This window comes from Coleofasciculus sp. F4-SAH-05, assembly GCF_040222985.1.
Classification (GTDB): Bacteria; Cyanobacteriota; Cyanobacteriia; order Cyanobacteriales; family Coleofasciculaceae; genus Coleofasciculus; species Coleofasciculus chthonoplastes.
Map to the genome: position 1 here is coordinate 1 of NZ_JAVKBY010000148.1, position 23,061 is coordinate 23,061.

Sequence of the window (23,061 nt, forward strand, 5' to 3'; positions counted from 1 at the left end):
GCTGCTTCATGCTTGGAGCAATCAGTAGAGCTAGGCGACTCCACGTCTAAAGAGGTTCGTTCCAAACCCCTTCCCCAAATCTCATTTACTTGGGCGGCATTAACATCTCTGTCTTCGGTATGACCACAGTCAGGATTAGAGCAAACATGAACTCTATCAGCTAAACTCTTAGGCGTTAATTCCCAACATTTAGCGCATCTTTGAGTTGGCTTGAGCGTTTTAGTTGGTGACTCGACATAGAACCCGCCCGCTTCAGCAGCTTTGTAGGTTAATAAATCACCGACTATGCCAAACCCAACGTCGAGAATAGACCGATTTAACCCGGCTTTTTGTCTCTTTCGCTTACCCTTCTTGGCTTTTCGAGTCATGCCCTTGACATTTAACTGCTCTCCAGCAATTAGGCTATTACCGCTAACTATCTCGCTGGTTGTTTTGTGCAGCCAGTCTTCTCGTTGTCGGGCTATCTTACCCTGAAGCGTAGAAATCCGCTTTCGTTCTTTTTTCCATCGTCTCGAACCCTTAACTTTTTTGTTCCTATTAGGTGATCTCTTGCGTCTTAACCGCTTTGAGGCTACCTTAACCTTCTTATGCCCCTCCTTAATAAAATCTGGTTTAGCAATTTTCTCGCCAGTTGAAAGCGTTACCGCGTCTTGGCAACCTAAATCTATTCCAATTGAACCTGTACCTGTTTGGCGAGTCGGATTGCACTGCACGGTAATTGACGCATACCACTTACCGTTTCTAAAAAAGATTGTGCAGGTTGTTGGAGTTCCCCAAGTCCTAGCTTGACCTCGCATTTGAATCTTAAAACCAAGGTCTCTCAGTTCCAAGTAACCATTTTTACCATTAGACAAAACTTTCCAACCTGCTTTGTCTGGATATGTCCAGCCACTATACCGCCGCTTGGCTTTGAACCTGGGATACTTACCCAATCCTTGAAAAAATCGTTTATAGCTAAAATCAACCCGCTTTAATGTAGCTTGTAACGTATGAGAACCTAATTCGGCATACTCAATCCAAACTTCCTTAAAATCAGGTAAACAATTCTGTTGCTCAAAATAGTCAACAGAATGACCAAAGCGCTTGTACTGCGTCCTCCGGTTAGCAATTGCCGCGTTATAGAGTTCACAGTGCATTTTTCTAGCCCAATGAAGCTGGTCACATTGAGCCTTATTTGGATAAATTCTATAGGTTGCTCTACGTGTTTTCATGCCTATATTTTACCATAAAAATTTGACAAACTGCGGAATATTTAATTCCTAGTTTGTCTGCTATCCTTCCCCGACTTACTGTCGTTGAAGTCGGGGAAGGCCGCAATTACGTTCAATCGTAGAGCAGAAAGCGCGATCGCACTCTTAGGTCGAATGGCACTGAAAATTTGCATTAGGGAATCACCGAAACCTTTGATATACCCTAGTGGCGTGGCACACCTTAATTGGTGGATTAGCATCTTCTGGGGCGCACGGCGTGCGCCCAGAAAATCGCCAAAATCTATTCCACAACTTTAGCTATGCCACGCCAGTAGTGGGCATTGCCCACCAACATACCAGTCAGTGGCATTCCTCCTAGGTCATCAAAAAACTTGACAAAGTGTTGCGTACTCTGAATGTTAAGTTTGGGAAAGAGCCTCAGCATTGGTGTCAACTTAAGCTTAAAACGAAAGCAATACCTTGATCTGACCCCACCCTAACCCTCCCCTATCAAGGCTATGCGTTATACGCATCTTTCTTAACAATCCTGAAAGCCTTGTGAAACAAGGCTTTCAAAGCCAATCAATCCTATGAGACTTGACAAATTCCCACAAACTTTTCTTGAGAAAAGCTCAACTTTATTGAGAATTGCCTATGTAGGAATGGGGGTTGGAGAGGGCGAGAGCGATCGCTCTCGCTAATCTTAAGAAAGATGTGGGTAATGCATAGCCTATCAAGGGGAGGGAACTCGAACGGCTTACTTTTTTACCTTAAGTTGACACGGATGGAGCGTAAGTCTTCTTCTTCTTCTTATTTTAATCGTTTGACTTGGCTTTTTTTCGTCTTATTGAATGCTCTCGCTTGAATAAAGCTCCAAATCCTAAAGCGGTTGCTGAACCAAGAATAGTCAGAGGTTCTGGGACTGGCGTAGAGTCAGATACAGGTGTTAATAAGACCTGACTGGGGATATTATTAATCCAGCCTAGTCCCGTAATTTGTCCAACATCATTTATATTATTGGCAGCAAAGAGTTTAAAGCCGGAGTCAGCAGGAAATAAACTGTTGATGTCAATCATCACTCCGTTTTCCCAGAGAAAAGCATGAGAGGGATAAATTGCATAGGGGGGGGGGAAGAGAAAAAATCTGGCGTGTTAATTTCTGAATGACCTACTATCTGCCCAGAGTCATTAATATCAAATGCTTCGCTCTTTAAACCCTCAAGACTACCAATGTCAGTCATCACGCCGTTGTCCCACAAAAAGGCACGCCTGTCCTCATCAAAGAGGAGTCCACTCCTGCCAACAATTTGCCCAACATTATTAATGCTGATTGGGACATGAGGATCATTCTCTCTACCAGAGAGTGTACCCAGGTCAGTCACCGTATACATAGATGCCGCTTCAGCAGATTGGAAAGCAGTCAATCCTAACACTGTCGCCGTTGCTAGTCCCAACGTGCCAATTTTATGAGCGGTAGTCTGCATTACTTGTTTTGAATAGTCTGAGTTTTGATTATTTTGTGAATTTTATCACAGCTTGGACGTCGGTGCTACTGGCGTGACACAGCTAAAATTGTGGGATAGATTTGACGGTTTAATCAGGCGCACGTCTGGGCGCCCCTCCGGTTTCTGGGCGTAAGCCTAAACTATCAAATTGGGCGTGACACGCCACGAATCGTTGGGTTCTTGCGAACTCGAAACCCAACCGACACTAATAACGATAAAATCAAAAAACTCAGAATTGTTTCCATACTCCAGAATCCTGAGTTGTAGTCCAAACATCCAACACAGATTATACGAAAATAGAACTGTAGCTCATCCTTTCCCATCTAACCTTGAGTCAATCACCATCCTCTTCCCCTAAACCCAGCCGCAATCGCCAAGACTACTATATTCACCGCGCTCGTGCCAGTTTGCGGCATACGTTGTTCTGGTACAACAACCTGCATCACCGCCGCCCCCTTCCCGATGTGGAACTGCAAGCCGCCCTCCAGAATGAACTGGAGGTATTGCAGTTTAGCTTAGACAAACTTGACCAAGGTGTGATTCGTATTGCCACCTTTGGGTTAGTCAGTCGTGGGAAATCGGCTGTTGTCAATGCGTTGCTGGGTCAGAAAATCTTGCAAACGGGTCCTCTGCATGGGGTAACCCAGTGGCCCAAGTCGGTACGTTGGACGCCTGGTGGTGAGGGGAAAGTACAGGTTGAGTTAATTGATACACCGGGATTAGATGAAGTTCAGGGAGAAGCACGGGCGCAGATGGCACAACAGGTGGCGTCTGAGGCTGATTTAATTTTATTTGTCGTGGCTGGGGATATTACTCGCACGGAGTATCAGGCGTTGTCGGAACTGCGACAAGCCCAAAAGCCGCTGATTCTGGTATTTAACAAAATTGATTTGTATCCAGAACAGGATAGAGAAGCGATTTACCAGCAACTGCAAGAACTGGGTACAGGCACTCCCCGCGATCGCCGCTTACAAAAGATGTTATCACCTGAGGAGATTGTTCGGGTCGCCGCCGAACCGTCTCCCATACAAGTGCGGGTGGAATTGCCCGATGGAACCGTCAATTATGAATGGGAAACCCTACCGCCGCAGGTAGATGAGTTGCAGCAAGCCATTTTAAGGATACTCAATCGTGAAGGGCGATCGCTGTTGGCACTTAATGCCCTATTTCAAGCCCGAACTGCCCAAGTTAGCATTGCCCAGAAGACTGTGGCACAACGTAAGGCAGACGCCGAAGATTTAATCTGGCGCTTTGCTAAGTATAAAGCTTTGGCAGTGGCGCTGAATCCGATTGGTATCTTGGATATTTTAGGGGGAACTGTAGCAGACTTGGCGCTGATTCGTTCCTTATCTCGACTCTATGGTTTACCGATGACAAGTTATGAAGCGGGAAAGTTATGGCGCAAAATATTAGTTAGTTCTGGGGGTTTACTGTTGGGTGAACTGGGAAGTAGTGCGCTGTTGGGAATGGGTAAAAGTGCTTCAGCCGTTGCCAGTATTGGTGGAGTCACGGCTTTTGCTGGAACCGCCGTGACTCAAGCTGGAATTGCTGGCTATGGAGCCTACACAGTTGGTCATGCGGCACAAGTGTATCTGGAACAAGGCTGCACTTGGGGACCTTTAGGTGCGAGTACGGTGATTCAAGATATTCTTAATCAAGTTGAACCAGATATGATTCTCTATCGCCTGCGACAGGAATTGGGTCAACATCTATCTTAAAGTAGGTGGGGATTGTCATTTGTCATTTGTAGGGGCGGGTTTAGCTGTTTAATTTTGCTATCTACCGATAACCTCTCAACAAAACCCGCCCTTCAGATTAAATTAAAATGGGATATTTAACAGTGCTGGGAATTTCAGCAGACATGATCGTGCTTTTTGAGAAGGCTTAGTCTACTGGCGTGGCACAGCTAAAATAGTGGAATTGTAGGTTGGGTGTATGTAGGAAACCCAACAAAATCTAGGGCTAAGGTTCCCTACTACGAACCCAATGGTGTATTTTATCTCTCGCTGTCCTGAGAAGACCCTCGCTTTCAGCGACGGGATGAATCAGGACATTGTTGATCCTGGATGTAAACCTTAAGCCTTTCTATTGTAACGCCACCACAGCTAGAGACAAAATAAGAACCCGTCCACAAAACCCTTTTCTTGTAAATAGAAGTTAACACGGGTTCAAATTCTCGCCACATCGTCTTAGATGATGTGGCTTTCAAATTGGCAATCAGACTGCTTAACAACTTGTGGGGCGGCTAAGAAAGAAGGAGGTGTACATGGTCTTCTTCTCCATTAAACTGGAGAACTTCTGATTCCCAACTATTCGCTACAGACTCGAACACCTCCGACAACCTTACTAGCATCTTCTTCGTGAATACGCTTCTACGGTATTTAGACACAAACACGATATGTACAGTGAGATTGTATACAGCTCTACGACTCGTTTTGTATTTGGTTTCTGGATGCATTGACAATAGACGGTTAAACTGGTACTGTTAAAATAACACATCAACAGGTCGAGACGATGCTAGTTTATGAATTTAAGGTAAAAGCTTCCAAAGCTCAACTTAGATCAATAGACGAAGCCATAAGAATAGGTCAGTTTATTCGCAATAAATGCTTGCGATACTGGCTAGACGCTCCCAGAGAGAAAAAGGTCAATCGGTATACTTTGAACAAGTACACCAAGGTTTTGTCCGAGGCTCCGGCGTCTCCTTTTGTTGCTGCTTTAAATTCAATGGCGCGTCAAGCTGCTGCTGAACGCGCTTGGGCTAGTATCAGTCGATTCTACGATAACTGTAAAAAGATAGAGACGCGCCATGGCGCGTCTGTACAAGGCAAGAAGGGCTTCCCTAAGTTTAAGAAAAACTGTCGCTCAGTCGAATATAAGACAAGTGGCTGGAAGCTTTCTGACAACAGAAAGTATCTAACTATCACTGACAAAACAGGCATCGGTCGCTTAAAACTGGTTGGAACGCGAGATCTGCATTTCTATCAGCAATCCCAAATCAAGCGGATTCGCCTGATCAGACGGACTGATGCTTACTATGCTCAGTTTTGTATTGACGTAGAACGTCGTGAAAGCGTTGACACCTCGACTTCGCTCGGTGTTAAGCAGATAAACAGGCAAATTGGTTTAGATGTTGGACTCAACTATTTCTACACTGACTCAGATGGAAACCAGGTAAACAACCCTCGTTTTCTCAGGAAGTCCGAGAAAAAGTTAAAACGACTACAACGCCGACTCTCTAAATGCACAAAAGGTAGTCAGAATCGGAAAAAAGTTCAGCATAGGCTGGGTAGACAGCATTTAAAAGTCAGTCGCCAACGTAAAGATTTTGCGGTTAAACTAGCAAGATGCGTAATGAAATCTAACGATTTCGTGGCGATTGAGGATTTAAATGTTCGAGGACTGGTTAAGAACCACAAGTTAGCTAAATCAATATCAGATGCTGGTTGGACAATATTCCGCGAATGGCTGGAATACTTTGCCAACCTATTTGGTAGAGAATTGGTAGCAATAAACCCTAGCTTCACCTCGCAGGATTGCTCTTGCTGCGGAGCTAGGGTTAAGAAGTCTTTGAGTACCCGTACTCATGTTTGTAGCTGCGGTGCTGTCCTCGATAGAGACTGGAATGCTGCCATAAACATTTTGATTAAGGCTTTAGATAGCGTAGGGCATACGCGAATCTCTCAGGAATACTGGGTAAACGCTTCTGGACAGTTGGCCTAGGCGTGTATTGATGAAAATCAATATTCTAAGGCTTCTGGATGAAAGAAGAATCCCTCGTCTCAGGCGAGGGAGTGTCAATCTCCATATTCTTTACACTGCAATGGTTATCTGAGTTTTTGCGGATTCGGATCAGATCTACATATCATCCGACAAAAACATCCAAGCCTATTCTCTTTGGTATCAAGATTTACGCCTCCAGATCGTCCCCCAAAAGGGAGAAATCATGCTGATCTAAAATCCTCCTGATCAAGCCTCCATAAACCCGGTTTTTGGGAATACTTGATCGGTTCCCTAGGAAACCCAACCTGATCTAAGGCTAAAGCCCTTACTACAAACCACATTGTTCCAACTTAGCCGCCATAACTTCAGCATGACGCCACCAGTCGTAATATCCTCCCACCCAGCGACGGGATGGTAGATGTCCGGCTGGAGATTTGAGATTAAACTGATAGGCTGTATCCGGAACGTTAGGATTGTGAACCGACCAACCCACGCGATCGCAGAAACTGGGATAATCGGCTTCAACCTCTTGATAGATGCGGCTTTGCACCGTAAAGCCAAAATGGTGTTTACTGTATTTCATCCATAGCTGATCCAAAGTCCGCAAGTCTTCACAGGGTAACTCTTGAATATCACTCAACTTCAGATAATAACCGGGGAATTTGCCACAGGCTTGACCCAATATTATCCAGGTTTCTTCATCTGCTTTTTGCCATTTATGGGGAACCAAAAGTTGCTTTAGTCGCTGATAGTCAATTCCCACTTCTGAGGCGAGACGATTTCGTTTAGTTTTGCGGGTTTTGGGTTGCCGAAAGTTGATAAAATGAGTGCCTACGGGAGGAGATATAGCAGGGGTCAAATCCGTGATCACCTCATCAGCCGATTGATAGCGTTGTTTGAGACTAGAATGAGTCAACTGATCCAGGATTTTGCCTAGGCGATCGCTAATCTGGGTTCCAGGGGGTAAAAAATCTCGCCACACCCAGGTTTCATTGAATGTATCATACAGGTCAAAGGGGGAGACCTGAGTCAGCAAATAAAGACAGGTTACTCCCACACTATACAGGTCACTTGCCCAAAATGCTTTGCCTTTAAGTTGTTCCGGTGCCATATATTCTGGGCTACCAATAATTGTACCTGTTTGCAGTAAGGCGGTATCCGTCAGCAATTTGGCAACGCCAAAATCAATTAACACTAATTTCCCATCATCTTGGCGGCGGATAATATTGGCAGGTTTGATATCTCGATGGAGTACACGATGGGCATGAATATAGCGAATCAAGGGTAATAGTTCACGCAATAATTCCCAAATTTGCTCTTCGTTGTACTGTCCCTGCTGGGTTAACTCCTCGCTCAAGGTTAGCCCCGGAATAAAGTCTTGAATTAAATAAAGTTGTTGATTCTGCTCAAAATGTGCCAGAAGGGTGGGAATTTGCGAATGGTTACCCAATTCATCTAAACGGATGGCTTCTTGGTGAAACAGTTCTTTTGCCTTTGGTAAGGTTTCTGGCTCGGAGTTTTCCAGATAAAGTTGTTTGATTACACAATAGGGTTGACTGGGAATATCTTCGTCAACTGCCAAAAATGTTCTGCCGAATCCACCGCTACCGAGGGGGCGTAGAGGGCGATAGCGTTCTTTTAGCTGTAGCCTTTCCCCACAGGTTTGACAAAAGTGAGCGGAATCGATATTTTCCGGTGTCAGGCATCCCGGTTTAATACAATAAGTCATACTCTCCCCCGTCTTGTCTATCTTCCCCTTCTCGCCTTCAACCTACTCCTGTGAGGAAACTGGCGCTAAAGCGCAACTACAAACTCCTATCAATCATTATTAGGAGACAATTTGAATCCCATGACTGGCAAACTTTGTCACCCAAAACCCTAAATTTGGATCAGGGATTTCTGACTGGACGTGTTGTAAAAGCGCTTGGGCTTGTTCCTGAGACTGACAAAGAGCGAATACGGTAGGACCCGAACCGGACATCATTGTGCCTAATGCACCGCAATTTTCAAAGGCTTGCCGCAGTTGCAAGACTTGGGGATAGTTAGGGAGTACAACTTGCTCCAAATCGTTGTATAGCAGTTGACCAATTTTGGCGACATTTTTATTTAAAATTGCTTGAACCATTGAACCCGAATGGACACGAGTGGGGGGATTTATCATTTCAGTTGTTATCGATTTATCTACTCCCTCAGAACGCCCATAAGTATTGCTAAACTGAGACCGATAGCTTTGATACGCCCAAGCGGTAGAAACGGCTAAATTTTGATGTTTAGCTAACACCACATAGAACGAATCCAGACTGGGTAAGGGATCAAGTTCTTCGCCTCGCCCCGTTGCGATCGCGGTTCCCCCTGCTAGACAAAAGGGTACATCTGAACCGAGTTTCGCGGCTAACTCTTGTAATTCCGGCTGCGTGAGTCCCAGTTGCCAAAGCATATCTAATCCTACCAACACGGCGGCGGCATTGGTTGATCCTCCAGCTAATCCAGCCGCGACGGGAATATTCTTTTGGATGGAGATTTCCACACCGCCAAACTGCGCCCAGCAATCGGGAAATTCTTGACTCATCAATTCCACCGCCCGATAAGCCAGATTGGTTTTATCCAGGGGAACTTGCGGATGATCACAGTGAACTTGAATGGTTTGCGTACCAATCGCTCGGATGTTCACCTGATCAGCGAGTTCAATGCTTTGCAGGATCATTGCCAGTTCATGATACCCATCGGCGCGATCGCCTAGTATTTCTAGATACAGATTAATTTTGGCAGGGGCGATTAGGGAATAGGAACGCATGGGAATGATGAGTTATAAATTATGAATTATGAATTATAAATTACATCGAATAGGTTACTCGTGCAGCTTTGTGGACATAATCTATCAGTCAATTCCCTGCTCCCAGACGTGCCATGGCACGTCTCTACATTGCTTCCTCTGCTTCCACAGCTTCCCTTGCTTCCCCTGCTGTCTCATTTAAGCGATTGGCAAGAGTAACCCATTGGCTAACGCTCAAGTCTTCAGCACGGGCTTGGGGATGACTCTCTACTTGTTCGAGTAATTGGTTAATTGTATCGCGATCGCACAGGGATTTGAGGTTATTTCGCAACATTTTCCGCTTACTGGCAAAACCCAGCTTGACTAAGGTTTCTAGCTGTTGGGGGTTATCGGCTGAGGGGTCTACAATTCGGGGACGCAAGCGGACAACGGCGGAGTCAACTTTTGGCGGTGGGGAAAAGGCAATGGCTGGGACATCACAGATCCAGTCACAGTCTGCCAGATATTGTACCCGCACCGATAATGCACCAAATGCCTTAGAACCTGGTTTGGCACATAATCGTTGTGCCACTTCTTTTTGCACCAAGAGTACAATTAACTCAAAAGCGGGATCAATGGGTTGGGCGATGGTTCCCAGCAGCGTTTGCAAAATCGGTCCAGTAATGTTGTAGGGGATATTCGCAACGACTTTATTCGGAGACTGGAAATGAGGAAAAGCGGCGAGATGTTCGGCTAAGTTCAGGGAGAGAATGTCACCTTGTAAGAGTAAAAAATTCTCGTTTTGACCTAAACTTTTGACCAAACGTTGGCACAAATCCCGGTCAATCTCAACCGCCACCAATGACTCCACCTCCCCTAAGAGTCGCCGCGTCAGCACACCCGTTCCCGGACCAATCTCCAGCAGGCGATCGCGTGCCTGCAACTTGGCTGCTTTGATGATTTGATTCAGGGCTTTTTCACTACGCAACCAATGTTGAGCGAATTGTTTATGGGCTTTGGGTGTCATTAGCTTATTGATTATGAATAAGGAATATTTTTTTTGTTCAGTTGTGGGGAACTCGCTAGATTGAATCCCTAAACCCTTCCCGACAAGGTTAAAAAATATTTCAGCCTGGGAGCAGAGGAGGAACAAACATCAAATCGAAATATTGGGTTAAAGGTTGGTTGATAATTCGTTCAACTTCTGCTAAGATAACCGCTGAGATAATGCCGCGAATGCCTCCACCATCTAAGCTTAAAATTCGATATGTCACGTTTAAATGTCTCCCCAACTATCGTTTAAGTGTAACTTATATTACAGTTTCTAGAAAAGCGTTTAGGTAATAAATAGGGAAAGTGGAGAAAAGTTGGAATAGGGTATTTTTTTTGCGTCACATTTATAACTTATATAGAATTTCCAAATCAGGCATGAAATCCCAGGATAGTTGCTAATGACACAAAAAACACTCGAACCACTTTCTTTTCTACTGTTTCCCGTTTCCCGTTCCCGGTTTCCTATTTAAGATTTAAGGGAACCGTTCTATCCCGATTGACCCTTTACTGGACGATACTTATGTCAGACTTGTATGTCACTTGGTCAGAATACCATAAAAAAATTGAACGCCTAGCCGTCAAGATTTATCAAGCCAACTGGGAGTTTAACCAAATTGTCTGCATTGCTAAAGGAGGACTGCGGGTGGGGGATATCCTCTGCCGAATTTATAGTAAACCCTTAGCGATTCTTTCCGCATCGTCTTATGGGGGTTCCCAAAACCGTGTTCGAGGTGACATCACCTTTTCCCACCATCTAACGATGACAACGGAAACCTTGGGGAATCGCGTGCTGCTTGTGGATGATTTAGTGGATTCTGGCGTTAGCCTGCGGGAATCGATGAATTGGCTAGAGGAACGGTATGGTAATGAACTGGAGGAGATTCGCACGGCGGTTTTGTGGTACAAGGCTCACTCCCTGATCACCCCGGATTATTACATGGACTATTTACCTGACAATCCCTGGATTCATCAACCCTTTGAACCTTATGAACGTATTAGTCCAGATGAATTAGCCGCCAGCTATTTGGTTAAGGATGTCCAATTTCCGTAGAGGTGTTTGAAGGGAATACAGCCGGGAAAATGCTCTTAGATTACGCGAAGGAATCTTGCTCCCCTTTGGTAATAACGTATTGAATAAAATACTGATCGTCTGTAGATAAATTGGAGTCAAGTTTGTTAATATATTCCAAGAAAACGACTAACCCTAGCTTTTGGGAGTTATCAAGTGTAATGTAAACCTTTGAAAGCGTAGAACAAAGGCTTATAGCATTGAAGCGAATCGCGGCATGAACGACGGGATACCGTTCCCTAAACCAATCCACATCTCTGGCTAAACGCATCTCAACTAACCACAAACGACAGTAGGCTTCCCCCGCGTTTATTGGTGTGGTATCGTAATCTACATCAATCCGATACTCCGGTAAGAAAAGGGCTTGATACTTCGGCGAGTCTCGCCTGAAGGTTTCTGAGAAGTTCTGCCAAAAGATCATTAATCACTTCCTTGCCAATATCAAGATAATGAAGTTTGAATATGTTTCCAAAAAGCGCGAAGAGGAACACCAGATGTAGTTCCTGCCTCAAGCGAACGACCTGCACGCCCTATACCCAGGTTACCCCGATGAATAGCCACTAATTGCCAATCCCGATTGAAAATTGGCGCACCAGAGGAACCCTCATCGGTACTGACATTATGGTCGATGTAATCCTCTCCCACTTGCACAATCTGACCCAAGCCAGAAACTACAACATATTGTCCCCGTGGATGGTGAATCAGTGGCAATGGTGCGTTACGCTACGAAGATAGCACCCTACTGGCGTGGCACACCTTAATTGGTGGATTAGCATTGTAGGGGCGCATGGCGTGCGCCCGGTTTAAACGTCAAATCTATTCCACAATTTTAGCTGTGTCAGTCCACTACAGATAGAGGCGTTGCGTAAGTCCTAAACCAGCGAGATTACTGACGCCAGACTTCATCGACAACATCCCCGGATGAACCGACTAATTGGATATGCAAAGGCATTTGACCAAAAGCATGGGTGGAACAGCTTAAACAGGGGTCAAAGGCGCGAATTCCGGCTTCAACTCGGTTTAATAACCCTTCGGGTATTTCATTCCCGTGGATGTAATGTTTGGCAATTTGTGCCACGGTTTTGTTCATCGCCAAATTATTTTGACCCGTGGCAATAATCATGTTGACTTTCTGGATAATCCCGTTTTCATCCACATTATAATGATGGAACAATGTGCCTCGGGGCGCTTCACTGACACCAATGCCTTCTAAACTGTTAATTCCGGCTTCAGCCCGAGTGCGTTTGGAGACAATATCTGGATCTTCAACTAATTGTTCAATCCGTTCTAAAGCTGCCAGAATTTCCACTAAGCGGGCATAGTGATAGAAGAAGGATGAGGTGGCTACACCGCCTGCGCGATCGCGAAATTCTTGTAACTCCCGATCCGCCGCTTCCGTACCCATGCGATCGCAGATATTCAGTCTGGCTAATGGACCCACTCGATAAATCCCATCGGGGTATCCTAGGGGTTTATAGTAGGGGAATTTCAGATAAGACCAGGGTTCAACCGCTTCACCCATAAAGTCTTGATAATCATCCTCACTGAGTCCATCCGCCACCATGTTCCCTTCACTATCTTTAAAGCGAAGATGACCATCATAATGTTCCCAGAGTCCATCTTTGCCGACTAACCCCATAAACAGGGAGGGGAACAAACCAAAGGTTTCTACCTCGGTAGAAAACTTATCCAATAACTGCTTAAACAAGCCCAGCGCGGTATCTAGAGTCGCACGGGATTCCGGTAAGCGATCGCGTATCCATGCCCGCCCCTCTTCCGATAAAGGCGATCGCACGCCCCCAGGAACCGCCCAAGCCGGGTGAATCTTTTTCGCCCCCAATAGTTCGATCACCGTTTGACCAAACTGGCGTAAACGAATCCCACTCCGGGCTAAATCCGGATCAGCCGCAATTAAACCAAACACATTCCGAGTCGCCGGATCACTATCCCAACCCAATAAAAAGTCAGGACTACTCAAATGGAAAAACGACAGCGCGTGAGACTGGGTAATTTGTCCCAAATTCATCATCCGCCGCAATTTCTCACCCGCAGGTGGAACCTTCACCGCTTGGATTTTATCCCCCGTTTTCGCCGACGCCAGTAAATGACTCACCGGACAAATCCCACAAATTCGCGCAGTAATTCCCGCCATTTCCCACATCGGGCGTCCTTCACAAAACTTTTCAAAGCCCCGGAATTCCACCACATGAAATCTAGCGTCTTCTACTTCCCCTGCGTCATCCAGAAAGATAGAAATTTTCGCGTGTCCTTCAATACGAGTAACCGGATCAATAACAACTGTTTTAGCCATAACTTTTTTTGTCCTTCGTCCTTTGTCCTTTGTCCTTTGTTTTCTTTTTCCGAATGACCAATGACCAATGATCAATGACTAATGACTATCCAAACTTAATCATTGAGCGTCCTTCCATAACGGGTTTTTCACCGCGCAGTAACGGTTCGATTGTGGCTTGAATTCGGTCGGCTGGTGGCGGACAACCGGGCATAAATAAATCAACGTGAACCACCTCATGTACCGGGCGCACGCGGTCTAGTAATTCTGGCACAATTCCGGGGAAATTAGGCAATTGAGGATTCGCGTCTCCCAACTCCAAATAACAGCGCTTCAGCACCGGTTCTGCCCCTCCTAACATATTCCGCAGGGCTGGTACATTCGCGGTTACAGCACAATCGCCAAAGGAAATCAGGAATTTGGTACGTTCTCTCGCGATGCGAATTAACTCTAAATTTTCTTCATTAGCGACACCCCCTTCTACTAAACAAACATCCACGTCTTCGGGGTAATCTTTAATATCAGAAGCCACGGGGCTGAAAACCACATCCACTTTCTCAGCCAGTTCCAGTAGCCACTCGTCTAGATCCAGAAAGGACATGTGACAGCCGGAACAGCCACACAACCAAATAGTCGCCAGTTTGATCTTTGCCATGTTTTATTTCTCCCAACAATTGGTGATTGGTGATTGGGGATTTGTTAAAGAAAAGGGAACAGGAAACAGGAGTTTTGAGTTAACTTCCCCATCTCCCCCATCTCCCCTATCTCCCCCATCTCCCCTATCTCCCCTATTTTGTCACCGAGTCCATTTATGCTCTTCCCGTGCGGTGACTAAAAATTCTACTTTCCCTCTGTCTTTTTCCATTTCCGCGACTGTGGAACCTTTGCGGAAAAGAGAACCTGTGGGACAAGCATCCACACACTTACCACAAGAGGTACAGGCTTCCACCTCTCCCCAAGGCTGAGCCAACCCGCTAATGATACGGGAAGCCGGACCCCGCCCTGCCACATCCCAGACGTGAGCGCCTTCGATTTCATCACAGACTCGCACACAACGAGTACAGAGAATACAACGGTTGTGATCAAGACCGAAGCGATCATGAGATACATCCACGTCTCGTTGTGGGAAACGGTAGGGGAAACGGGTATGATCCATCCCCACCTCAATCGCCGCATCTTGCAATTGGCAATTGCCATTCACCACACAGACGGCGCAGATGTGATTCCCTTCGGAAAACAGCATTTCGACAACCATGCGGCGGTATTCTTGGAGGGTTTCGGTATTGGTATGAACTTTCATTCCCTCCGACACCTCAGTAACACAGGCGGGTAGGAGTTTGTTAATCCCTTCAATCTCCACCAAACATAACCGACAAGCGCCCACATCGGTAACCCCTTCTAGATGACACAACGTCGGGATACGGACACCTGCTTCTTTGGCTGCGGTTAGCAGGGTTGCGCCTTCTTCAATGGCGACATCAACACCATCAATTGTCAATGTTTTTACTGACATATCGTTTTTTGTCCTTTGTCCTTTGTCATTTATCCTTGGTCAGTTGTCATTTATCCTTCGTTCTTTGTCATTCGTCCTTTGTCAACAACGTGAGGAATAAGGGCGGGTTTTGTTGAAACGTTATCGGTTTTTCATTAGCGTTAGTCCCTAAACCCGCCCCTACAATTGACTGATGACTTATGACTTCACCGCCACTTTTCCATTTGGGCTATCTTGCAGTAGCGCCAGATACTCATCCCGGAAATAGCGCAGCGTACTCATGACGGGATTCGGTGCAGTTTGACCCAAACCGCACAAGCTGGTGTCTTTCACCATGCCACAGAGCTGTTCGAGTTGTTCGATATCCCTCATCGTGGCTTCTCCCTTGAGGATCTTGGTCAGCGCTTGGTACATTTGCACTGTTCCGACCCGACAAGGGATGCATTTGCCGCAGGTTTCTCCCCGACAGAATTCCATGTAGAACTGGGCAACTTCAATCATGCTGGTAGTTTCATCCATCACCACCATGCCGCCAGAACCCATCATCGAGCCGATTGTAACCAGTGAGTCGTAGTCTACTGTGGTATCGAGTAGGGATGCGGGGATACAACCGCCAGACGGTCCCCCCGTTTGCACCGCCTTCACCTCACCATCTGGTACACCGCCGCCCATTTCTTCGACAATTTCGCGTAGGGTAATACCCATTGGCACTTCAATTAAACCATTGTTGCGGATTTTACCCGTTAGGGCGAACACTTTTGTCCCTTTACTCTTTTCGGTGCCGATATTGGCGTACCATTCGGCTCCTTCCCGAATGATGACCGCAATATTGGCAAAGGTTTCAACATTATTAATTAAAGTCGGACATCCCCATAAGCCCGATTGTGCGGGGTAGGGGGGACGGGGGCGGGGTAAACCTCGTCCGCCTTCTACAGAGGCAATCAGGGCTGTTTCTTCACCGCAGACAAAAGCACCTGCACCGATGCGGATATCAACTTTGAAGTCAAAGGGAGAGCCGAAGATTTGACTACCTAGAAGGCTGAGCCTTTTGGCTTGCTTGATTGCCTTTTGCAGGCGATCGATCGCGAGGGGATATTCCGCCCGAACATAGATGAACGCTTGTGTCGCACCAACCGCATATCCGGCGATCGCCATTCCTTCTAAAACCCGATGGGGGTCACTCTCTAACACCGAGCGATCCATGAACGCACCGGGATCACCCTCATCCGCATTACAGATCACATATTTTTGCTCCCCAGGCATCTTCGCCATGGTTGCCCATTTCAATCCTGTGGGATAACCGCCGCCACCGCGTCCGCGCAACCCACTCTTGCTGATTTCATCGACAACCTCCGCCGGGGTCATATCATGAATAACTTTATACAGGGATTGATATCCCCCAGCCGCAATATATTCTTCAATCCGTTCCGGGTCAATTTTGCCACTGGTTTCCCGGACGATTCGCACTTGGCGAGCAAAAAAGGGGTGATTCAGATCGCCCTCATCCGCCGTGGCTGTCCCGCCGTTAAGGGATTCAATAATACTGGCAGCATCATCGGGAGTCACTTCCTCGTATAGTTTGTCCTGGGGATCGATTTCCACCAAAGGACCTCGCCCGCAGAACCCCATACACCCCACACCGACGACTTGCACGCGATCGCCTAAATCTGCTGCTTTAACCGCTCCCTCTAAATTTTTCTTTACACCCAAGGAATTCGCCGCTTGGCAACCTGTTGACGTACAACAATGTACGCGGATGCTTTTTTGCGCCTGACGTTCTGCTTCAGCAATTTCTTGCAGTTCCGTTAAATCCATAATTTTCTCTCCTCATCAGTGGTGGAATAAACCCATCCGCAAAAACTTTATCCTTACCTAGTAAAACGTTCAGTTTATAGACTTTAGTCTACCTTCAATTTCCTAGGTTTTATCCTAGACATACTCTATTTTTCGAGGTATAACTAAATTCTACAGCACCTGGAAAACTTGGTCTATGGGGTTCCGTCAGGAAAAGCTCGGACGGGTAAAAACCCAAAGCTTCATGGAACAGTTTTCGACCCAAATAGCGGTGAAAAACCCGCACGGTCTTTAATGAACTGTGAGATGCAAGTAAGCGCAATGTATGTGACTTTATGTCAGCATATCTGAGCGTATAGGGGGTCTTTGACTGCTCCCACTGGTAAGATAGTCCAGTGACAGCCTGTAGTTGTGAAGTAGTGCGGTTTTAACCCGCTACGAAACAACTGCTTAGAATCCCGCGTACTTTAGTCGCGGGAGAAGTCAATCCATCCATCCCTTCACCTTCTCCAGTGCCAATTCTGCGGTTTGTTTCGGCGCAACTGTGCCATCAAACACCACGGCTGGGGCGATACCGCAGGCACCGAGACAACGGGCGCTGAGCAAGGACATTTCGCCATCAGGGGTGGTGTCACCTACTTGGATGCCAAAATGCTCCTCTAGTGCCGATAGCACTTGTCCACCACCTTTGACGTAACAAGCCGTACCCGTACAAACCACACAAGTATGAGTGCCACCGGGCTTCAGGGAGAATAGGTGATAAAATGTCGCCACCCCATACACCCGACTCAGGGGCAGTTTTAGCCCTCGTGCTACATACAGCAACACATCCTCCTCCAGATAGCCAAAGGCTTCCTGTGCTTTGTGGAGAACTTCAATCAAAACATCAGGACGATACTGAGCCCGCTTCATTGTGATATCCAGAACTTTGAAGCGCTTATCACCACTGGGATGTCCTTTCTTGGCTTCCTTCGGCTTTTTCGCCGCCGTGGTGTCTGCACGAGACGTGGGCACAGTTGCCATAGTTAACTCTCCTTTATTTTGAGTATCTGTAGGGTGGGCATTTGCCCACCCCACAAAAGGTTTACATCGTCGGTACGGCAGGTTGGGTATCGGATTTGATATTGGTATCACCGATCGCACCATTGCCGTTGACGGTTTCGACATCAGGAACCTCACCCAAGTCGCCGTGATAGGCTTTGGTAAGGATTTCCTTAAGATCTGCAATCAAGGGATAGCGGGGGTTCGCGCCCGTACACTGATCATCAAATGCCTGATCCGCCACTTCATCCAGCTTGGCGAAGAATTCCGCTTCACTTTCCTTAATCACATCCTTCAGCGCCGCCGGAATCCCCACCTGACGCTTGAGTTCCTCAATTGCCCCAATCAGGTGATTGATTTTCTCGTCTTCGCTATCGCCGCCCAAGTGCAGGTAATCAGCAATCCGAGAATAGCGCCATTTGGCATTAGGATACTTGTATTGGGAGAATGTCGCCTGCTTAAAGGGCGCATCCGTGGCGTTATAGCGAATAACATGGGAAATTAACATGGCATTCGCTAACCCGTGGGGGACATGGAAAATAGCCCCTAATTGGTGTGCCATAGAATGACAGATGCCCAGGAAACTATTGGCAAACGCCATCCCTGCCATCGTGGCGGCATAGTGCATTTTCTCCCGCGCCTTGGGATCATTTGCACCATTTTTGTATGCCGAAGGCAGGTATTTAAAGATTAGGCGAATTGCCTCTAGTGCCAACCCATTGGTATATTCACTAGCTAACACCGAAACATAAGCTTCTAAAGCGTGAGTCAAGGCATCGACACCCCCGAATGCGGTGAGACTCTTGGGCATATTTAGGACTAATTCGGGGTCTACAATCGCCATATTTGGCGTTAAGGCATAGTCCGCCAAAGGATACTTAATATCATTGCGGCGATCCGTTACTACCGCAAACGGGGTAACTTCTGAACCCGTTCCCGATGTCGTGGGAATGGCTACCATCATCGCTTTCTCACCCAAGGGGGGCAGTTCATACACCCGTTTGCGGATATCCATGAACCGCATCGCTAACCCCTCAAATTCAATCTCTGGATGCTCATACATCAGCCACATAATTTTGGCAGCATCCATGGGCGAACCCCCACCCAAGGCGATAATCACATCGGGCTTGAAGGTGTTCATCAACGTCAATCCCCGGTGTACGGTTTCTAAGGAGGGGTCTGGCTCTACGTCATAGAAGATATCGTATTTGATCCCAATTTCAGCCAAAACCTCTTCGACGCTAGCCGTCATCCCCAGATCGTAAATGGGTTTGTCGGTGACGATAAATGCCCGTTCTTTCCCCGCTAACTCCCGCAGGGCGATGGGCAGGGACCCATACTTAAAGTACACCTTGGGCGGTATCCGGAACCACAACATATTTTCCCGCCGTTCCGCGATCGTTTTTATGTTCAGCAGGTGTTCCGGTCCGACATTTTCACTGATGGAGTTCCCTCCCCAAGTACCACAACCCAGCGTCAACGAGGGATCAAGGCGGAAGTTATAGATATCCCCGATCGCACCTTGGGAGGAGGGGGTGTTAATTAAGACGCGAGACGCCTCAACTTGGTCTTCAAACCGTTTAATATGGTCAGCATTGGCTGGATTGGTGTACAGCACCGCCGTATGTCCACGTCCGCCAAATTCAACCAATTGTCCGGCTTTGTCTACCGCATCCTCAAAATCTTTAGCCCGATACATTGCCAGAACGGGGGAGAGTTTCTCGAAGGAAAAGGGTTCATCAGTGCCAATCTTTTCCACTTCGCCAATAATCACCCGGGTTTGTTCCGGTAAGGCAAATCCAGCTAATTCGGCTAACTTCTCAACAGGTTGACCGACAATTTCGGCATTTAATCGCCCATTGACAATAATTTTACTCCCCATTTTTTCCCGTTCTTCTGGCGTCAAGAAGTAAGCGCCGCGATTAATAAATTCTTGGCGAACTTCCTCGTAAACATTATCCAAGACAATCACCGACTGCTCACTGGCGCAGATCATGCCATTGTCAAAGGTTTTACTCAGAATAATCGAAGACACCGCCATTTTAATGTGAGCGCTGGAGTCAATCACCGCTGGCGTGTTTCCTGCACCAACACCGAGAGAGGGATGTCCCGAAGAATAGGCGGCTTTCACCATTCCCGGACCCCCTGTCGCCAGAATCAGCTTCACATCAGGATGCTGCATTAAGGCTTGGGAAAGAGGCACCGTGGGTTCATCAATCCAGCCGATAATATTCTCAGGTGCGCCAGCCGCTACCGCCGCGTCTAAGACGACTTTTGCCGCTTCCAGGGTGCATTGTTTGGCACGGGGATGAGGGGAGAAAATAATCCCATTTCGGGTTTTCAGAGCAATTAATGCCTTAAAAATCGCCGTTGAGGTGGGGTTGGTGGTGGGAACTATCCCCGCTAAAATACCAACGGGTTCAGCAATTTTCTGGAAACCGAACGATTTGTCCTCTTCGACAACACCACAAGTTTTATCATGTTTGTACTTGTTGTAGATCATTTCCGAGGCAAAGTGGTTTTTAATCACCTTATCCTCAACCACTCCCATGGCAGTTTCACTGACCGCTAATTTTGCCAAAGGAATCCGGGCTGCATTAGCCGCGAGTGCCGCTTTTTTGAAGATGGCATCGACCTGCTCTTGCGTGTAGCCAGCGTATTGGGTTTGAGCGTTTTTAACCCGTTGAATTAATTCTTCGAGTTCCTGATGGTTTGTGACTTTGATCATGTTGGTTGCAGTAAGTCTCGTCATGCGGATTGATTACGTTCCTCACACCCATTTTTAATTTTGTTCTGGTTATTTGCTCGCTCCTGTAGAAATCGGGCAGGTTTCCCCGCTAAAGCGACTGAGTTACTCCTTTAATTCTCACCGAGGATATATTACTATCTCCGGTTGTTTATAATTATAAGTTGTTTATAATTATAATTTGTGGTCTTAAGCGAAGTCCAAGGCATATTTTTCTGTCCTTTGTCCTAACCTATCGTCTGTTCTGATTACCGTTTCATCACTGGCAATAGTATCGACTCCCAGTATAAAGTGGGCGGGGAAAGCGAAAAATCTCCTCATGGGAATACTCACATCTGATCCCCCTAATTCCCTAGGATGATCAACCCGATTATCAACCAGCAGACAGTTCCTCCAAATGCAGTATAGATCAAGGATTCATGTCTAGGGTAGTCCTAGGAATCTAAGAAATACTTTTTCCTCCCATCACACCTACTATACTATCTCGAATGGGAGATTTGTAAACCAATAAATCCATTATTTTTTTAGGATTGTGCTAGACTTAAGCCTCCTGATTTTTAGACTTTCTTAATAAACAACGCTTGAGTTGTTCAAGTGCCAGACTAGCTTTTTCAACCTGCCAAAACTGTTAACCATGAACCAAGTATCCGACAAGGCGACTGCATGTCCTTAATAGCACTTGCCGTATCGGTTTGTCGATAGGGGGAGAATTACCACTGAGGTGACGGGGTTCCTCTATCTCTAGACGTAAACGTTGCAAATTTAAAATAAACTTAACACAATGAAATTATTCTTTTAATATTGATAGGCGATGACGACCACCGACGAACTAAAATCCCGACCCTTACCTCCCGGTCATTTCGGTTTACCGTTGATTGGGGAAACCATCCAATTTTTCCGTGATCCCGACTTTGCCAAGAAGCGGCAGCAAAAATATGGGTCGATATTCAAGACAAAGTTATTTGGACGTCCGACGGTGATGATTAGCGGTTCCGAGGCGAACCGCTTTGTCTTCACCCATGAGAACCAGTACTTTACCAGCACCTGGCCCCCCAGCACAAAAATACTCCTGGGACCCACGTCTCTAGCGGTACAGGGAGGTTCAGACCATCTGCAACGACGCAAAATACTCTCCCAAGCCTTTCAACCTAGGGCGTTGGCAGGATATTTGACCGCAATGGCAGAGATTGCCCAGGGTTATTTACATAAATGGGAGCATCTGGGTACATTTACATGGTATCCAGAATTGAGAAAGTTGACCTTTGATATTGCCTGCAAATTGCTGGTGGGACTAGACGCTGCCTCAGAAACGAATCTGGGACAATGGTTTGAAGAGTGGTGTAACGGGTTGTTTAGCATTGCCTTACCCTTACCGTGGACAAAATTTGGTCGTGCGTTGCATTGCCGCAAGCAACTACTGAACCAGATTGAGCAGATTATCCGCCAACGCCAACAATCCAGTGACCCCGGTCAAGATGCCTTGGGACTACTATTGCAAGCGCGGGATGAAGCGGGGAATAGTTTGAGTTTAGAGGAACTCAAAGACCAAATCTTATTGTTACTCTTTGCGGGTCATGAAACGTTAACATCAGCACTAGCATCTACTTGTCTGCTCTTAGCCCAGCATCCCGATAGTTTAGCCGCCATCCGCGCCGAACAACAGCAACTGAATCTGCAAAGTTCATGGACGATGGAGGATTTAAAGCAGATGACCTATCTCGAACAAGTCCTCAAGGAAGTAATGCGTCTGATTCCCCCGGTTGGCGGTGGGTTTCGGGAAGTCATTCAGTCTTGCGAGTTGAACGGCTATCAGCTACCAAAAGGATGGTCAGTTCAATATCTAATTAGCAGAACCCATCAGGATAGTGATACTTATACGCAACCGGAACAATTTGACCCAGAACGGTTTAACCCAGAACGGGCGGAGGATAAATCCAAACCCTTTAGTTATGTTCCCTTTGGCGGTGGGGTGCGCGAATGTTTAGGACGAGAGTTTGCCAAATTGGAGATGAAATTGTTTACCGCATTGTTAGTGCGCGATTATCAGTGGGAACTACTTCCGGAACAGAATCTGGACATGGTTGCAGTACCGACACCCCACCCCCGCGATGGTTTGCGGGTTAAGTTTTGGCGGCGAGAGGCTGAAAATTAGGTCTTTGTCACATAGTCACGTAGGGTGGGTTAGGCGGGGCTTAAATTCAGGCGATAATGACTAGTAAACTATCCGCCGTAACCCACCGATAAGCTGTCATGTATTTAAATTGGGAATGAGTAGCGAGCAAGATGCTCAATGTAGCGAGCAAGATGCTCAATGTAGCGAGCAAGATGCTCAATGTAGCGAGCAAGATGCTCAATGTAGCGAGCAAGATGCTCAATGTAGCGAGCAAGATGCTCAATGTAGCGAGCA

The 23,061-nt window shown here is 46.6% G+C and carries 19 protein-coding genes and 2 pseudogenes; 5 read left to right on the forward strand and 16 right to left on the reverse strand.

From position 1 onward, the window contains the following. The coding region (locus RIG27_RS17700) for an RNA-guided endonuclease InsQ/TnpB family protein (RefSeq protein WP_446347276.1) at positions 1-1,211 on the reverse strand (1,211 nt) is incomplete at its 3' end. 205 nt (positions 1,212-1,416) lie between these two features. On the opposite strand from RIG27_RS17700, the gene RIG27_RS17705 reads away from it, so the two are divergent. Then, positions 1,417-1,569 (forward strand): hypothetical protein, encoded by a 153-nt coding sequence (locus RIG27_RS17705; RefSeq protein WP_446345929.1) that lies wholly within the window; start codon positions 1,417-1,419, stop codon positions 1,567-1,569. Positions 1,570-2,005: 436 nt separating this feature from the next. On the opposite strand, the gene RIG27_RS17710 is transcribed toward RIG27_RS17705, so the two are convergent. After that, a complete protein-coding gene (locus tag RIG27_RS17710) occupies positions 2,006-2,266 on the reverse strand; it encodes a PEP-CTERM sorting domain-containing protein (RefSeq protein WP_446347277.1) in 261 nt (86 codons plus the stop codon). Then, the gene (locus RIG27_RS17715; protein WP_446347279.1) at positions 2,266-2,673 is read right to left on the reverse strand and encodes a hypothetical protein; all 408 of its coding nucleotides are present in this window, start codon (positions 2,671-2,673) and stop codon (positions 2,266-2,268) included. Before RIG27_RS17715 ends, RIG27_RS17710 begins: the two co-directional genes overlap by 1 nt. A gap of 350 nt (positions 2,674-3,023) precedes the next feature. On the opposite strand from RIG27_RS17715, the gene RIG27_RS17720 reads away from it, so the two are divergent. Next, positions 3,024-4,412, forward strand: coding sequence for a GTP-binding protein (locus RIG27_RS17720; RefSeq protein ID WP_446347281.1), 1,389 nt, complete (start codon positions 3,024-3,026; stop codon positions 4,410-4,412). 311 nt (positions 4,413-4,723) lie between these two features. On the opposite strand, the pseudogene tnpA reads toward RIG27_RS17720, so the two are convergent. Further along, a pseudogene (gene tnpA / locus RIG27_RS17725) lies at positions 4,724-5,152 on the reverse strand (IS200/IS605 family transposase). A gap of 56 nt (positions 5,153-5,208) precedes the next feature. On the opposite strand from tnpA, the gene RIG27_RS17730 reads away from it, so the two are divergent. Beyond that, positions 5,209-6,417 carry an RNA-guided endonuclease InsQ/TnpB family protein gene (locus RIG27_RS17730; RefSeq protein ID WP_446347283.1) on the forward strand — a complete coding sequence of 403 codons (1,209 nt, stop codon included), beginning with the start codon at positions 5,209-5,211 and terminating at the stop codon, positions 6,415-6,417. 328 nt (positions 6,418-6,745) lie between these two features. Here the strand turns inward: RIG27_RS17730 and RIG27_RS17735 are convergent, their stop codons facing one another. The 4 genes and pseudogenes from RIG27_RS17735 to RIG27_RS17750 form a co-directional block, all read right to left on the reverse strand. Then, entirely contained in the window at positions 6,746-8,146 is a 1,401-nt protein-coding gene (locus RIG27_RS17735) for a protein kinase domain-containing protein (protein WP_446347285.1), read from the reverse strand. A gap of 99 nt (positions 8,147-8,245) precedes the next feature. Next, positions 8,246-9,211 carry a 4-(cytidine 5'-diphospho)-2-C-methyl-D-erythritol kinase gene (gene ispE, locus RIG27_RS17740; protein ID WP_446345939.1) on the reverse strand — a complete coding sequence of 322 codons (966 nt, stop codon included), beginning with the start codon at positions 9,209-9,211 and terminating at the stop codon, positions 8,246-8,248. A gap of 124 nt (positions 9,212-9,335) precedes the next feature. Next, positions 9,336-10,196: a 16S rRNA (adenine(1518)-N(6)/adenine(1519)-N(6))-dimethyltransferase RsmA gene (gene rsmA / locus RIG27_RS17745; protein WP_446347287.1), complete on the reverse strand. Its 861-nt coding sequence runs from the start codon at positions 10,194-10,196 to the stop codon at positions 9,336-9,338. 127 nt (positions 10,197-10,323) lie between these two features. After that, positions 10,324-10,443, reverse strand: a pseudogene (locus RIG27_RS17750) (patatin); the annotation flags it as partial. 299 nt (positions 10,444-10,742) lie between these two features. On the opposite strand from RIG27_RS17750, the gene RIG27_RS17755 reads away from it, so the two are divergent. Beyond that, positions 10,743-11,273: a phosphoribosyltransferase gene (locus RIG27_RS17755; RefSeq protein WP_446347289.1), complete on the forward strand. Its 531-nt coding sequence runs from the start codon at positions 10,743-10,745 to the stop codon at positions 11,271-11,273. Positions 11,274-11,313: 40 nt separating this feature from the next. Here RIG27_RS17755 and RIG27_RS17760 read toward each other — a convergent pair whose 3' ends face one another. From RIG27_RS17760 to adhE, 8 genes are all read right to left on the reverse strand, one after another. Beyond that, on the reverse strand, positions 11,314-11,712 hold the full coding sequence (locus tag RIG27_RS17760) for a hypothetical protein (protein ID WP_446347291.1): 399 nt from the start codon (positions 11,710-11,712) through the stop codon (positions 11,314-11,316). A gap of 20 nt (positions 11,713-11,732) precedes the next feature. Continuing rightward, complete coding sequence (locus RIG27_RS17765; protein WP_446347293.1) at positions 11,733-12,002, reverse strand: trypsin-like peptidase domain-containing protein; 270 nt, start codon at positions 12,000-12,002, stop codon at positions 11,733-11,735. Positions 12,003-12,177: 175 nt separating this feature from the next. Then, positions 12,178-13,602: a Ni/Fe hydrogenase subunit alpha gene (locus RIG27_RS17770; RefSeq protein WP_446347295.1), complete on the reverse strand. Its 1,425-nt coding sequence runs from the start codon at positions 13,600-13,602 to the stop codon at positions 12,178-12,180. Between the two features lie 85 nt (positions 13,603-13,687). Further along, complete coding sequence (locus tag RIG27_RS17775; protein ID WP_446347297.1) at positions 13,688-14,236, reverse strand: NADH-quinone oxidoreductase subunit B family protein; 549 nt, start codon at positions 14,234-14,236, stop codon at positions 13,688-13,690. Between the two features lie 141 nt (positions 14,237-14,377). After that, positions 14,378-15,094: a bidirectional hydrogenase complex protein HoxU gene (hoxU, locus tag RIG27_RS17780; protein WP_446345957.1), complete on the reverse strand. Its 717-nt coding sequence runs from the start codon at positions 15,092-15,094 to the stop codon at positions 14,378-14,380. 177 nt (positions 15,095-15,271) lie between these two features. Beyond that, positions 15,272-16,888 carry an NADH-quinone oxidoreductase subunit NuoF gene (gene nuoF / locus RIG27_RS17785; RefSeq protein ID WP_446347299.1) on the reverse strand — a complete coding sequence of 539 codons (1,617 nt, stop codon included), beginning with the start codon at positions 16,886-16,888 and terminating at the stop codon, positions 15,272-15,274. 462 nt (positions 16,889-17,350) lie between these two features. Next, complete coding sequence (gene hoxE / locus RIG27_RS17790) at positions 17,351-17,890, reverse strand: bidirectional hydrogenase complex protein HoxE (RefSeq protein ID WP_446345961.1); 540 nt, start codon at positions 17,888-17,890, stop codon at positions 17,351-17,353. Between the two features lie 61 nt (positions 17,891-17,951). Further along, the gene (gene adhE, locus RIG27_RS17795) at positions 17,952-20,636 is read right to left on the reverse strand and encodes a bifunctional acetaldehyde-CoA/alcohol dehydrogenase (protein WP_446347302.1); all 2,685 of its coding nucleotides are present in this window, start codon (positions 20,634-20,636) and stop codon (positions 17,952-17,954) included. A gap of 829 nt (positions 20,637-21,465) precedes the next feature. Here adhE and RIG27_RS17800 point away from each other — a divergent pair. Next, the gene (locus tag RIG27_RS17800; protein WP_446347304.1) at positions 21,466-22,806 is read left to right on the forward strand and encodes a cytochrome P450; all 1,341 of its coding nucleotides are present in this window, start codon (positions 21,466-21,468) and stop codon (positions 22,804-22,806) included. Positions 22,807-23,061 lie beyond the last annotated feature (255 nt).